13 protein-coding genes are annotated in these 13,780 nt (G+C 37.2%); 1 reads left to right on the top strand and 12 read right to left on the bottom strand.

What is annotated here, in order from left to right; genetic code table 11:
• Window positions 1-13: 13 nt before the first annotated feature.
• The 3 genes from BKP57_RS18630 to BKP57_RS18620 all read right to left on the bottom strand — a co-directional run bounded on the left by BKP57_RS18630 (window position 14) and on the right by BKP57_RS18620 (window position 4,076).
• The gene (locus tag BKP57_RS18630) at window positions 14-1,045 is read right to left on the bottom strand and encodes an alpha-ketoacid dehydrogenase subunit beta (protein ID WP_072742148.1); all 1,032 of its coding nucleotides are present in this window, start codon (window positions 1,043-1,045) and stop codon (window positions 14-16) included.
• A gap of 19 nt (window positions 1,046-1,064) precedes the next feature.
• Entirely contained in the window at window positions 1,065-2,030 is a 966-nt protein-coding gene (locus BKP57_RS18625; RefSeq protein ID WP_050352434.1) for a thiamine pyrophosphate-dependent dehydrogenase E1 component subunit alpha, read from the bottom strand.
• 243 nt (window positions 2,031-2,273) lie between these two features.
• Complete coding sequence (locus tag BKP57_RS18620; RefSeq protein ID WP_050352433.1) at window positions 2,274-4,076, bottom strand: sigma-54-dependent Fis family transcriptional regulator; 1,803 nt, start codon at window positions 4,074-4,076, stop codon at window positions 2,274-2,276.
• Between the two features lie 747 nt (window positions 4,077-4,823).
• Here BKP57_RS18620 and BKP57_RS18615 point away from each other — a divergent pair.
• Entirely contained in the window at window positions 4,824-5,300 is a 477-nt protein-coding gene (locus BKP57_RS18615; protein ID WP_050352432.1) for a hypothetical protein, read from the top strand.
• A 27-nt stretch (window positions 5,301-5,327) separates the two neighbouring features.
• Here BKP57_RS18615 and BKP57_RS18610 read toward each other — a convergent pair whose 3' ends face one another.
• The 9 genes from BKP57_RS18610 to sufD form a co-directional block, all read right to left on the bottom strand.
• Window positions 5,328-5,573 carry a hypothetical protein gene (locus BKP57_RS18610; protein WP_050352431.1) on the bottom strand — a complete coding sequence of 82 codons (246 nt, stop codon included), beginning with the start codon at window positions 5,571-5,573 and terminating at the stop codon, window positions 5,328-5,330.
• Between the two features lie 266 nt (window positions 5,574-5,839).
• Window positions 5,840-6,655: a hypothetical protein gene (locus BKP57_RS18605; protein ID WP_050352430.1), complete on the bottom strand. Its 816-nt coding sequence runs from the start codon at window positions 6,653-6,655 to the stop codon at window positions 5,840-5,842.
• 115 nt (window positions 6,656-6,770) lie between these two features.
• Window positions 6,771-7,346: a DUF5067 domain-containing protein gene (locus tag BKP57_RS18600; protein WP_050352429.1), complete on the bottom strand. Its 576-nt coding sequence runs from the start codon at window positions 7,344-7,346 to the stop codon at window positions 6,771-6,773.
• Between the two features lie 312 nt (window positions 7,347-7,658).
• On the bottom strand, window positions 7,659-7,970 hold the full coding sequence (locus tag BKP57_RS18595) for a DMT family transporter (protein WP_050352428.1): 312 nt from the start codon (window positions 7,968-7,970) through the stop codon (window positions 7,659-7,661).
• Window positions 7,970-8,311, bottom strand: coding sequence for a DMT family transporter (locus BKP57_RS18590; RefSeq protein ID WP_050352427.1), 342 nt, complete (start codon window positions 8,309-8,311; stop codon window positions 7,970-7,972). The genes BKP57_RS18595 and BKP57_RS18590 overlap by 1 nt, the downstream gene beginning before the upstream one ends.
• Before the next feature lie 1,048 nt (window positions 8,312-9,359).
• The gene (sufB, locus tag BKP57_RS18585; RefSeq protein WP_050352426.1) at window positions 9,360-10,757 is read right to left on the bottom strand and encodes a Fe-S cluster assembly protein SufB; all 1,398 of its coding nucleotides are present in this window, start codon (window positions 10,755-10,757) and stop codon (window positions 9,360-9,362) included.
• A gap of 71 nt (window positions 10,758-10,828) precedes the next feature.
• The gene (gene sufU / locus BKP57_RS18580) at window positions 10,829-11,263 is read right to left on the bottom strand and encodes a Fe-S cluster assembly sulfur transfer protein SufU (protein ID WP_050352425.1); all 435 of its coding nucleotides are present in this window, start codon (window positions 11,261-11,263) and stop codon (window positions 10,829-10,831) included.
• Complete coding sequence (locus BKP57_RS18575) at window positions 11,253-12,473, bottom strand: cysteine desulfurase (RefSeq protein WP_050352424.1); 1,221 nt, start codon at window positions 12,471-12,473, stop codon at window positions 11,253-11,255. The genes sufU and BKP57_RS18575 overlap by 11 nt, the downstream gene beginning before the upstream one ends.
• A complete protein-coding gene (sufD, locus tag BKP57_RS18570; RefSeq protein WP_050352423.1) occupies window positions 12,473-13,780 on the bottom strand; it encodes a Fe-S cluster assembly protein SufD in 1,308 nt (435 codons plus the stop codon). Before sufD ends, BKP57_RS18575 begins: the two co-directional genes overlap by 1 nt.

Below are 13,780 nucleotides of genomic sequence, written 5' to 3'. Positions count from 1 at the left end.
AATCCCCTCCTATTTATCTAGATAAGGTTAATTCCCCAATCATTTCTTTTGCTGTTTGTACAACTGTTTCAGCTCGTGGTATATATAATTGCTCCAAATTAGTTGCAAATGGCGTAGGCGCATGCGGAGCCGTTACCATCTTAATTGGTGCATCTAATGAATCGAATCCTTTATCCACAACCAGCGCAGAAATATCTGTTGCCGCATTACAACGCGGATTCGCTTCATCAATAATCAGCAAACGACCTGTTTTTTCAACAGACTGTAGTATGGTATCCTCATCAAGTGGAGATAAAGATCTTGGATCAATGATTTCAGATTCTACACCTTGCTTTGCTAGCTGATTTGCAGCGTCTGTGGCAACATGCACCATTTTTCCAATCGCAACGATGGTTAAATCATCTCCGTTACGTTTTATTTCTGCTTGACCAAGAGGAATCGTGTAATAGCCTTCTGGAACTTCACCTTTCATGCTATATAATGTTTTATCTTCAAAAAAGGCAACTATATCATTATCTTCAATTGCTGTTAGTAATAACCCTTTGGCATCGTATGGATTAGAGGGGACGACTACCTTTAATCCTGGTATTGCTGTTAATATGCCGTACAAAGATTGCGAGTGCTGAGCGGCCGCTCCAGCCCCTGCACCGTGGCTCGTACGTATGGTCAAAGGGACTTCCGCTTTTCCACCAAACATATAACGAATTTTTGCACCTTGGTTCATAATTTCATCCATCGCGCTTCCGATAAAATCGTTAAACATTAACTCTGATATCGGTCTTAATCCAGTGACCGCAGCTGCTACTGCTGCTCCCATGTAGCCAGCTTCAGCGATTGGCATGTCAATAACACGTTTACGTCCATATTTATTACCTAAACCTTTCGTAACGCCGAATACGCCACCCCAAGCTTCTTCGTCCTGCAAATGATCAACCGTCGCTCCTCCAGCTACATCCTCTCCAATCAAAATCACTTTATTGTCTCGCTCCATCGCTATATCCATCGCTTCATTAATCGCTTTTGAAAATGTTAATTTTCTAGCCATTTATCTCACCTCATTGATATTATTTGTAAGTAACATATACATTCTCAGTTAAAGCTTCCGCACGTGGCACTTTACTGTTATGTGCAAATTCAACCGCTTCTTTAACAGCTTTTATCGACGTTTTTTCAATTTCTTCCAGCTCTGCTTTATTTAATAGATTGTTCTCTAATGCATATTCCTTGAAATGTTCGATACAATCCACTTCAACAGGCCATTTTTCTTTATCGGTTTCAGACTTATACGATTGATTATCCCCTTCAAAATGACCATGTGTACGGTAGGTAATTGCTTCAATTAAGGTTGGACCTTCTCCATTTCTTGCCCGTTCTACTGCTTCTTGGGCGACTTGATACACCTTTGTAACGTCATTTCCATCTACACGAACGCCTGGAATATCATATGCTTTCGCTCGTTCAGCAATCGTTTTTGCTGAAGTGGCGTATTCAAATGGTGTCGCTTCACCAAAACCGTTATTTTCCGCTACAAATATGACTGGTAATTTTAAAGCCGCTGCAATATTAATTCCTTCATGAAAAGTACCATGGTTATTCGCACCATCTCCGAAGAAACATACAGCCACACCGCCAGTTTCTAATATCTCTGCAGATAACCCCGCCCCAACCGCTAACGGGAATCCTCCCCCAACGATTCCATTTGCTCCAAGCATGCCAACTTCCAAGTCTGCGATATGCATGGAACCACCTTTTCCATTACATAAACCCGTTTCTTTACCAAATATTTCAGCCATCATTCCATTTAAATCACAGCCCTTAGCAATACAATGTCCGTGACCGCGATGGGTACTTGTTATATAATCATTGTTTTCTAAATGGGCACAAACTCCCACAGCTATTGCTTCTTCTCCCGCATATAAATGTACAAATCCTGGGATTTCCCCTGTTGCGAAGATTTTTTGTACTTGGTTTTCAAAATTACGAATATCATTCATTTTGGCATACATCCAACTGGCCATTTTCTTATCCATTTAAAATCCTCCTTTATGATTTTGTCCCTTCACTTAATACAAGCAAAATTCATGCCAACTTTTAAAGCGGATAAAATAAAGCGTTTTCATAAACAGCAACTAAAAATGAGACAACTTTTGCAAATTGTCTCATTTTGTCGCAATTTTTATGAAGGGATTATTGTCCAACGTCCACTATCTATTTTTTGTTCAATTATCATTTTAATAATGAAATCGACAACAGACCAACGGTGCTGTCTTTAACTACAATTGATACTTTTTAATCTTTCGATATAGTGTACTTCGCGACATGTTTAAATCAGTTGCTGCACTCGCCACATGATTATGATGTTTTTTTAAAGCTTGTTTAATCTTCTCTACTTCTAGTTGTTCCCGAAAATTTTTCGTTTCCTTCTTATTAGTCCTTCGTTCTAACAGTTCAGCTTGTTCCCATATCGAAATGATGTGATACAACTCTTCTTCCTTAGGCGTATGATCTTGAAATAAGATGCGGCAACGATCTAACGCATTAAATAATTCTCGAATATTACCTGTCCATCTCCCATTTTTAAAAATAGACGTCAACTTTTTAATCCAGCTTGGATGCCAGTTCTGTATATTACAATAGTGGTCAATTAAAAATGGAATATCTTCCTTTCGCTGCCGCAACGCCGGCACATGAATGGGAAAACCATAAATGCGATAAAATAGATCGGCCCGCATTTTTTCCTCTGCAACTAATTGTCTAATATCTACATTTGCTGCCGAAATAATTCGTACATCTATGGAAATCGGCTGATATCCTCCAATACGTGTCACCTGCTTTTGTTGTAATACACGAAGCAAGGCAACTTGCATGGAGTGAGGTATATCACCAATTTCATCAAGAAACAATGTACCGCCATTGGCTGCTTCTAGTTTCCCCTTTCGCCCATGTTTATGGGCTCCAGTAAATGCCCCAGGTTCATAGCCAAACAATTCACTTTCCAATAGCTGTTGGGGAATGGCACCACAATTGATCGAAACAAACGGTCGATTTGCACGATCACTGTTGCGATGAATTGCTTCAGCAACTAATTCCTTACCAGTACCTGTCTCTCCATAAATATGCACAGCAGCATCAGTTGAAGCAACTTTGTTTACATCGTGTAATACTTTTCGGAACGCTGCACTAGTTCCTGTTACCCCGGCAAAATAAATAGGCTTTTTATCTGCTGCTTCTTCTACATAAACCTCGTATCCGATCGTGCGTCCATTTGCTCGAATTGCTTTTTTATTCTTGGATAAACTTAATTCCAACTCTAGCTTGTATAAAGGTTCGCCAACAATATGTCCATACTGGCTTTCTAAATATCTAGGCACTTTACAAATAAGATAATCATTCGAACAAATAATTGCATCCACTGGTTGCGGATATTTGAGTAGTAATTCCATATCTTCATACATCGTTTTTCGCCAAGCAAGGGCAATCGAATCAGCAATCATCTTCACCGTAGCTAAGACATAATTAAAATTAATCGGCTTATACGGACTCGATATATTAAGTATACCGAGCAATTGGTTATGGTGATCTACGATTGGAGCAGCAGCACAGTTCCACATTTGGGAAGCTATCGCAAAATGTCCATAGCCCCTTACAGTAAACGGCTTTTTAAATCGATGCGCTAAACCAATCGCGTTTGTACCAACCTCTGTTTCTCCCCAATTTGAGCCTTGGATAAACAAAATATCATAAGCTCTTGCTTCTACCGACGGTTCTCCTTTATTTTGTAAAATATAACCGTCTTTATCGGTTAAGGTGGTCACATACTGCCATCCTTTTAAGAAATATTGTAATTGGTCGCGTTGTGCATTTACTAAAGAGATAAGCAGTGCATTTTGTTCTAAACGATATTGTAATTCATCTGCTTGTAAAATTGCTTTAGAAACGCCGTCAAATGGATCCACACCTTGTTGTTTACATCTTTTCCACGAATCAATCAGTTCGGAGGATATATTTTCATTAACCAGACTCCCCTCGCGAATAAAACGCTTCCAATTTTCTTTAGTAACCACATCAGTAATCAAAAGCATCAGCTCCTATCAAGGATATATACCAAGTATTACTAGGAAGACACATTCTATCTTTTACGTGTACTTATGATAATCATAAGCGCGTTTAAGACATCAGATCAAATATTACAATTAATGCGTGTTTATTGCTTCACACCTAAAGTCATATTCCATTTTAATCTTTGCAAGTTGTTCGGTTAAACCCTCATTTGCATTTTTAGTCGTCATCGAGAGCGTAATCATTTTCTCCCTTCATTTTATAAATCGCTGAATCATTACAGCTTGCTCGGTTATTCTGCCTTTCATTAGCTGTTTGTTTGTTTTATAAGTTCTCTGTCGGCTGCAGTAACCAATGGCTGGTTTAGAAGGATAACAGGAATTGGATCGTTCATTATAAAAGCAGCCTAAGGAATAAAATGACTTTTTATTTCCGCCATACTCCATTAATCCTTTCTAATCGGCGTAAACCAAAAAGCTGAAGAAATATCTTCAAAGTAGTTCCTCATTGAATCATACCTTTTGATAGGTAATCATCTGTTACTTACAGGTTGACATCGATTTACCCTACTTCCATAAAAATTTATGCTTTAAAGGCTAATTGTTGAATAATCTGTCCATTCAACGTATATTTTCATTTGCATTGCCTATACTATAGGAAAACAAAATAAAGGAAAAACTACTTTTTTCTGACGTTATCTTTGAAATAAAGAAGAGTATAAATCTTCTATACGATTTGACTTTCAAAAATAAGGAGCTTGAAGCATGGACAAAGTTATTCATAATCTTGATTTACATTCTAAAGGTATTTGGTTTCCTATTACTATTAGCATTGTACTGGCGCTAATCATGCTTTTCGTTCCAAAAAAGCATATCACTTGGAAGGAACTATATGCTATGTTTGGAATAATAGCTTTTATTACTTGGGTTAGTGATGCAATAATTGGCAGAACATTAGACCTGATTGATCTCGGAAACCCCAAAACAGCGGGGCTTGCAGAGATATTAGTGTATACATTTGTCCCTTCGTCTCTTTCTATACTTTTTTCTAACTATTATACATCTAAAAATAAATGGTTGTTGGTACTAATCTTCACCATCATTGCTTCTGTTATTGAATGGATTATGGTACAGCTAGGTTACTTAAAATATAAAGGCTGGAATCCACTTATTTCAATAACTGTTTATATCATTGCTTTTGGATTTCTTATACCTGCACATATTAAAATGCTGCGAACATAAAAAAGTTCTGTTAGCGAAATATTGCTTTCATAGCGAGTGCTTTATAACTTTTCGCTGAATAAAGTAGGAAATAACAGCAGAAACCAAAACAAAAATAATAGTTAGCAAAACAGAACTACCCTGTAACACAAGAGATTGCGATAGACCATCACTTGCGTTCCAAGCTTCCGTTATATCTGGCTCGTATAAAAAGGTAACCATAACACCAGCTGAAATTTGCAACACTAAAAAACAAAATACAAAACTGACTGAAAATAAAAGCAACCTTTTCATTTGCTTCAAACCTCTTTTCAATTGGTTTTTTCAACACACTAGTCCAGTACTCCAACTACAATTCTATTTCTCGACTTTCCTTCATTTTAGCAAATTATGCAACGTATTGGAACCTTCCTTCCCTCATTTTCGTACGTAAGAAAATGAAGTGATGGTATTCTTATTTTCATCTAGCATTAGCATGAAAAAGCGCTAACTGTGGAAATATCGAAGAATACATCAAATTATACGTCATCTCCAGAATTTCGCTCGTAGATTTCATTTCATTATTTTTCTGTTCTATTGTCCTCAGAGGATAAGCGATAAGTAACCAATAAATCACCTTCAAGATAAGTGTTAAAAATTTGGTAGATTACACCATTCCTCCAGCCTATAAATAATTGCATTTTGACGATACCTTGTCTAATTGCATCTTCATCAACGGAATCAACTATTCCTTCACCTAGTTGTTTATCTAGCTCATTCTCGTAATCATCCGAAGCTCCAATATCATATCTCCAATTAGGTAAAGCGTTAATCGCGTCTACTCCCACTGCATCAGCTTCTCCAATCAGATCCATTACCTCTGACTCTGTCATTCCGATACTTAGGTTTTCTTTAATGAATTCATTGTCAAACCCAAATCTTTCGTACTCTATTTGATAAATATATTCTATAAAATTTTCAAACTGCTTATCAAAAACATGTTTAAAAGACCACTTAAACATCTGTGTCACTAATTTGTACAACCAATTCGAAGGAACCAAAGAAACATTAACAATAAAATTTGTTCCTTCAGGAGTTTCTTCAAGAATATATTCTGTCTTACTAAGACCTTCTTTTGTTTCAGTTTCGACTGTGGCGTAGTTTGGTGGCTCATATTTCGTATATTTACCTTGCAATTCATATACTTTTTTCCCTATTTTTTGCCTGGTAATGAAAGTAGCACCTTCTCTTAGTTCCTCTTCATTTCCATTATAAATATTTTCAATTATTTGTGTATTCCATTTCAAAACATGTTCATCTTTGTTTAAACATTCTGATACTAGTTCCATATTAGTATATATTTCTGATTCAAAACGATAACAATGTATTTCTTTCACTTTATACATTCTCCTATCCAGTTTTATTCGATTTATTATACTATGGAAAGGAAAAATATACTATATTACTATGTAAAGAAAAGGCACTCATCAAATGAGCACCTTTACTTGTTTTTTATTTTATTTCATATTCTTGTCTGCCTAGCTCTTCACCCATAGCTCCTTGACTGGCTACTAAAGTTACAGGAGTTTCTAAATCATCTAATTCATAAGCGACGGAGTTTTCTACAGTACCATCTTTCTTTATTTTTTCCAATTGCGTATCTAAGTGATTTTCATCAGGCAAGCTACCCAATTCCAATTCATTTACTGCATTTGGATCATTGTCTTGCACCGCTGTAAATACTGCTATCCAAGCTGTTGATGGATCTATCTCTTTATCAGTAAAGTTCGTTACTTCATACCAAATAGCAAAAACTGGTTTTTCTCCATCTTCGTTTCCTGGTTCTCCAGCAGGTATAACCTTCGTTTCTGTTATTTTAATTTTTAAATCTTCAATTTTAGCTTCGTTATCTTTGAAATATACATCTTCGTTTTCGTTTGTTTCTGCTTTATCTTTGCTTTCTTCGCTCGCTGCATCAGCGCTTTCTTTGCTTTCTCCTTTTTCTGTATCTTTACTCTCGGTTGATCCACCGCATGCAGATAAAACTACTAACATTACAGCAAATAAAACAAATAAGTATTTTTTCATATCTTTGACCCCCATATATATATAATCATCCTAATTATGGACTAGTTTACAATATTTATCAATATAAATAGCACTTTTAGATGTGCTAAATATAAAGGCAATTTTTCTGTTTGTATAAGCTATTAACATACCGAACACTAATATCTTTATTATTGACATTTATATAATAAAGATATATATTTTAGGTGTATGTAACTTACTTATACTATGAATTAATTGACAGAAAATTGCCCTAAGAAAAATTATTATTCATACATACATCAACATAGTCTAGTAGCTATATTAACATATGTATGTTAGGTATAAATTTAATTAAAAGGCTTCTAATATAATTACTCCTACAACAATAAGGGCTAGACCTTTTAATTTCCGTAACGTAAATTCTTCTTTGTATACGATGATGTTAAATAAGTTATTAAACACAATGGATAGACCTGACCAAATCGCAAAAGCTATACCCATATTCATATATTTTATGGCTATAGACAGTAAAATGATAGCTGTCAAAAATGAAATCAAAGCAAAAATAGTGTGATTCATTTTTGCCATACCTTCAGATTTTTTTACGAAAATATGACCTATTACAGCACATATCGTTGATATTAACAAAATAACTATTCCCATCAGTGAACCACTCCTTTTGCTTGATGAGGCTTCCTACTAAGACTGGTAACACCTGTGAGAATTAGAATAACGCCTATTAAGTTCAGTGTAGATACTTTTTCATTAAATAAAAAGAATCCTACTAAAAGGACGATAACTGTGCCAAGTCCTGCAAATAAAGCACCAACTACCCCTACCTCTTTCCCTCTAGTACTCCCCATATATAATAATATAGAGAAAAGATAAAAGGTAATTGCTATGATACTAGGGATCAATTTAGTTAAACCGTAAGAATAACTTAAAAAAACTACACCCATTACTTCGAATAGAATAGCTAATGATAAACCTATCCAGAATTTCATATAATTACCTCCCCCTAACAAAAAGCCTAATATTAACAATATATCAATTGATTTACAGGATATCAATGAGTCAATAAAAAGTCGGAATAGTAACCCTTAAGTGAAGATAAAGACATCATTTATTTTGACAATAAACTTAAACCCTAAGATGAAACAAACTAAGTGCATACGAATTTGCTTTCCTCATCAAGCTAAAAAGGGATTTATCACTTGTTGATAAGTATAAGGGGGAATCGCTATGCATCGTGGACACTGCGGAGAAAAATGTAAACAAACCAACTATGTTTATCTGGGCGAGTATCACACTGTTTACGTACTATTATTATTTTTAAAATATTAGTTTCTTAGTTCTACATTCGTTAGCAAGGAGAATTATTCTTCATTTTTCACATAAAAAATAACATAGTGTTTTATTAAATCTTTTCTGTTTTAGCTATTCCTCGTCTTTTAACCTCCTTAATCCATAAATTGGAAAAACTTCTATTCCAAAATATCCGCCCTGCTTGCTTTAAGACATTCGCGTGCAGTACATCTATTCAAAGCTGGAGCTTCTCTTAAATATGTGTCACATCGATTAGGAAATTACAGCATTAGAAAAACTTGGCTTGTCGCCAAGTCTTATGGCGGAAGCCTTTGTTTTTCTTATACTATAAACCAAAAAATCTTATCCTTTCCTATAGTGGAACAAAGGCGCAAGCGCCCGTTTAGCAACGTAGCGATTGGAACGAATCAACTAAAGATTTAGGAATCACGGTGAGGCGACGAACCGATGATGACTTATCGTAGGGCGCATTTCTATAGTCGCCTAGTTGCTGGGCGATGGAGCCGGACGTGGCTATTCAGTTATCCCTTATCCCAAAGCAACAAATTTTATGCTTTCTTATCTTTTTAAAAAAACTGCTGATACATATTTGCACATCCCTGAGAAAATAAAAGATGATGCAATAAAAATGTATCAGCAGTATTTAGATTAATTTTAATTCCATTAATTATGAGCGATTTATCGGTGCTAATTCCCACGAACTTTTAAAAGCATTGTTATCAAGCCTTAACCAATCGAACCTTCCATCTCGAAGCTAATCAATCGGTTCATTTCCACTGCATATTCCATTGGCAATTCTTTTGTAAATGGCTCGATAAAGCCCATTACAATCATTTCTGTTGCTTCCTCTTCTGTTAAGCCACGGCTCATTAGATAGAATAGCTGTTCTTCAGAAACTTTAGATACTTTTGCTTCATGCTCTAATGAAATATTGTCATTGTGAATTTCATTGTAGGGAATAGTATCAGACGTTGATTCGTTATCCATAATGAGCGTATCACATTCGATGTTGGAACGAGCGCCTGATGCTTTACGTCCAAAATGCACTAGCCCACGGTAGGATACTTTTCCGCCATTTTTTGAAATAGATTTCGACACAATGGAAGATGACGTATTTGGTGCTAGATGATGCATTTTAGCGCCGGCATCTTGTAATTGACCTTTTCCAGCAAAGGCAATGGAGAGCGTATAACCACGAGCTCCTTCGCCTTTTAGTAAAACTGCAGGATATTTCATAGTAATTTTAGAGCCAATGTTACCGTCGATCCATTCCATCGTTGCATTTTCATCACAAGTAGCTCGCTTAGTTACTAGGTTATAAACGTTGTTCGCCCAGTTTTGGATCGTTGTATAGCGGCAGTATGCATCTTTTTTAACAAAAATTTCTACTACAGCACTGTGCAAGGAATTCGTTGTATAGATTGGTGCTGTACAACCTTCTACATAATGAACAGAAGCCCCTTCATCAACGATAATTAGCGTACGCTCAAACTGTCCCATGTTTTCCGAATTTATACGGAAGTAAGCTTGCAATGGGGTTGTTGTCTGTACACCTTTTGGTACATAAATGAACGAGCCACCAGACCACACAGCTGAGTTTAAGGCAGCAAATTTATTGTCCGTTGCCGGGATAACTTTACCGAAATACTCTTTGAACAGCTCTTCGTTTTCCTTTAACGCCGTATCGGTATCCTTAAAGACAATTCCCATCTCTTCCAAATCTTCTTTTAAGCTATGATAAACAACTTCGGATTCATACTGTGCAGAAACACCTGCTAAATATTTTTGCTCTGCTTCAGGAATCCCCAGTTTATCAAACGTCCGCTTAATTTCTTCTGGGACCTCATCCCACGTTCTTCCTTGTTTTTCTGAAGGCTTTACATAGTAGACAATCTCATCAAAGTTTAACTCAGATAGGTCGCCACCCCATTGTGGCATTGGACGCTCGTAAAAATGCTCCAATGCTTTAAGGCGGTAGTCAAGCATCCATTGTGGCTCCTCTTTCATTCTGGAAATCTCTTCAACAATTTCACGAGTCAAGCCTTTTCCTGAACGAAAGACAGAAACGTCACGATCACGAAAACCATATTTATACTCTTCGATTTCTGGCATATTTTTTGCCATAAATAACCCCTCCTTTAGGTATAATTCAACATCGATATCCATTTCGTAATAACGCTCTTACTATTACGACCTTATTCGCCTTTAACACCCTTTTCCATTGCTTTCCAGGATAGGGTGGCACATTTAATTCTCGCAGGGAACTTGGATACACCTTGAAGTGCTTCAATATCTCCTAAATCTAACTCTTCCGTATCGACATCTTCTCCCAACATCATTTTGGAAAAAATATGGGACATTTTTATAGCTTTTTCTACCTCTAACCCTTTAATCGCTTGTGTCATCATAGAAGCTGAAGCCATGCTAATGGAACAGCCTTCACCTTCAAATTTAGCTTCTTTGACAATTCCATCTTCCACTTGCATGTTAAGCTGAATGCGATCTCCGCAGGTTGGGTTATTCATATCGACAGTAAGAGCATCCCCGTCTATTCTACCTTTGTTTCGTGGATTTTTATAATGATCCATAATTACTTGTCTGTAGAGTGTATCTAGGTTATTAAAAGCCATTCCCAAAATACTCCTTTGTTTTCTGAAGTCCATCCACCAGACGATCGACATCTTCTGCTGTGTTATACAGATAGAAGCTTGCTCTTGCAGTCGCTGTCACATTTAACCAGCGCATTAATGGTTGAGCACAATGGTGTCCAGCTCGAACCGCAATTCCTTCTGCGTCTAGGACAGTAGCTGTATCGTGAGGGTGAACATCATCAAGATTAAAGGTAATAAGTGCAGCGCGATGCTCTGGACCATAAACCGTAATGCCATCCATCGCTTGCATCTTTTGCATCGCATATTGCGCTAGCTTTTCTTCATGCTTGGTGATATTGTCCATACCAATATCTTCCAAAAAATCGATAGCTGCTCCCAAGCCGATAGCTCCAGCAATGATTGGTGTCCCACCTTCAAATTTCCACGGAAGCTCTTTCCATGTGGAATCATAAAGATTTACAAAATCAATCATTTCTCCACCAAACTCAACTGGTTCCATATTTTCAAGCAGCTCTTTCTTTCCATAAAGTACCCCAATGCCAGTTGGAGCGCCCATCTTATGACCAGAAAAGGCGTAGAAATCGCAATCAAGCTCCTGTACATCTACTTTCATATGTGGTGCGCCTTGTGCCCCGTCTACTAGCAAGACAGCTCCATGTTCATGGGCTATAGAAGCTACTTCTTGAATCGGATTAATCGTCCCCAATACATTGGATACATGTGTCATGGCAACAACTTTTGTTTGCTTCGTAATGGTTTTCCTAACATCCTCTAACCTAATTGTCCCATCCTCTTGCATTGGTATATATTTTAATGCAGCACCAGTGGCTTTAGCAGCTTGCTGCCAAGGGATGATATTACTATGATGCTCCATTGGTGTAATTACAATCTCATCCCCAGCTTTTAAGTTAGCACGTGCATAACTTGTAGCAACTGTATTAATCGCTGTTGTTGTTCCCCGTGTAAAAATAATTTCCGCACTGCTGGAAGCATGAATAAATCGGCGAACTTTTTCTCTTGCTCCCTCATAAGCAGAAGTTGCTTTCGTTCCAAGTGTATGCACACCACGATGAACATTTGAATTATATGAACGATAATAGGTATCGACAGCTTCAATCACCTGGATCGGTTTTTGTGACGTTGCTGAAGAATCCAAATAAACAAAAGGATGGCCATTCACTTCCTGGTTTAGAATAGGAAATTGCTCACGAATGGCTTTTACATCCATTAATATACCTTCCTTTCAATGACCTGCGTTAATTGATTTTTAACTGCTTCGATCGGTAATTGATTTACAACAGGTGCTAAGAAGCCATGAATGATTAAACGCTCGGCTTCTTCTTGGGTAATCCCTCGGCTCATTAAATAATACAACTGCAGTGGATCAACTCTCCCGACAGAAGCTGCGTGACCAGCTGTTACATCGTCTTCATCAATTAATAGAATCGGGTTTGCATCCCCACGCGCTTTTTCACTTAGCATAAGCACACGAGATTCTTGTTCGGCATTTGCTTTGGAAGCGCCATGCTCAATTTTCCCAATGCCGTTAAAAATAGAAGTAGCACTATCTTTCATCACGCCATGTTGTAAAATATAGCCTTCTGAATTTTTACCGAAATGGACAATTTTCGCAGTAAAGTTTTGCGTCTGCTTTCCACGACCAACAGATACTGTTTTTGCATTAGACAACGAATTTTCACCAACTAGATGGGTAATATTTTCAGAAACCGTATTCCCATCATTCATTTGTCCCAATGCCCAGTCAATGTTAGCGTCACGATAAGCAACGCCACGACGGTTATTGTATGCTGTTGTACCTGCTGCAAAATTATCAACCGCTCCAAATGAGATCTTTGCATTGTCTTGTGCAATGACCTCCGTTACAATATTCGCAACCGTAGGTTCATTCTTATTGTGAGAAATATAGTTTTCTACATAAGTTAATGAACTGCCTTGTTCTGCCACTACAAGCACGTGGTTAAACATAGCTACTTCTGGATCTTCCTGCCAGAAAATCGTTTGCAGCGGTGCTTCCACAATGACATTTTTAGGAATGTAGACAAAAACTCCGCCGTTCATTAAAGCTGCATGCATTGCGGTTAAACGGTGCTCATCAACAGATACGGCATCTTTCATATAATAACGCTGTACGAGATCACTATGATTTAGTAATGCAGTAAAAATATCGGTAAAAATAACACCTTTATCTTGTAACTCTTTACTTAACGTACTGTAGGCAACAGAATGATTGCGCTGAATCAGGAGGTTCTCCGGTAAATCGTTTTCATCTAGATATTCCTGTAATTCAACAGGTAGATCTTGTAAAGAAGTAATCTCCTCGCCTGTTGCTGTATGCTTAAACTCGGTAAAATTCCACTTACCAATTTTCGTTTTATCTGGCTTTGGTAGCTCCAAGCCTTCAGCACTGCTTAGCGCCTGAAGACGTAAATCCAACATCCATTGTGGCTCGTTTCGTTCTTTCGAAAACTGTTCAATGTATTCTTTATTATATGGCAGCTTTGTTTCTACAGTCAT

Source organism: Virgibacillus sp. 6R, from assembly GCF_001895305.1.
Taxonomy (GTDB): Bacteria; Bacillota; Bacilli; order Bacillales; family Amphibacillaceae; genus Virgibacillus; species Virgibacillus pantothenticus.
The sequence above is the reverse complement of the archived record's forward strand: the minus strand, read 5'-3'. Positions and strand labels throughout refer to the sequence as shown.

Excerpts from the sequence above, each read along its gene's own strand:
- BKP57_RS18610 (WP_050352431.1), bottom strand. The coding sequence starts at position 5,573 with ATGAAAAGGTTGCTTTTATTTTCAGTCAGTTTTGTATTTTGTTTTTTA.
- BKP57_RS18595 (WP_050352428.1), bottom strand. The coding sequence starts at position 7,970 with ATGGGAATAGTTATTTTGTTAATATCAACGATATGTGCTGTAATAGGT.
- BKP57_RS18630 (WP_072742148.1), bottom strand. The coding sequence starts at position 1,045 with ATGGCTAGAAAATTAACATTTTCAAAAGCGATTAATGAAGCGATGGAT.
- BKP57_RS18590 (WP_050352427.1), bottom strand. The coding sequence starts at position 8,311 with ATGAAATTCTGGATAGGTTTATCATTAGCTATTCTATTCGAAGTAATG.
- BKP57_RS18625 (WP_050352434.1), bottom strand. The coding sequence starts at position 2,030 with ATGGATAAGAAAATGGCCAGTTGGATGTATGCCAAAATGAATGATATT.
- BKP57_RS18600 (WP_050352429.1), bottom strand. The coding sequence starts at position 7,346 with ATGAAAAAATACTTATTTGTTTTATTTGCTGTAATGTTAGTAGTTTTA.
- BKP57_RS18615 (WP_050352432.1), top strand. The coding sequence starts at position 4,824 with ATGGACAAAGTTATTCATAATCTTGATTTACATTCTAAAGGTATTTGG.
- sufU (WP_050352425.1), bottom strand. The coding sequence starts at position 11,263 with ATGGCTTTTAATAACCTAGATACACTCTACAGACAAGTAATTATGGAT.
- sufB (WP_050352426.1), bottom strand. The coding sequence starts at position 10,757 with ATGGCAAAAAATATGCCAGAAATCGAAGAGTATAAATATGGTTTTCGT.
- sufD (WP_050352423.1), bottom strand. The coding sequence starts at position 13,780 with ATGACTGTAGAAACAAAGCTGCCATATAATAAAGAATACATTGAACAG.
- BKP57_RS18575 (WP_050352424.1), bottom strand. The coding sequence starts at position 12,473 with ATGGATGTAAAAGCCATTCGTGAGCAATTTCCTATTCTAAACCAGGAA.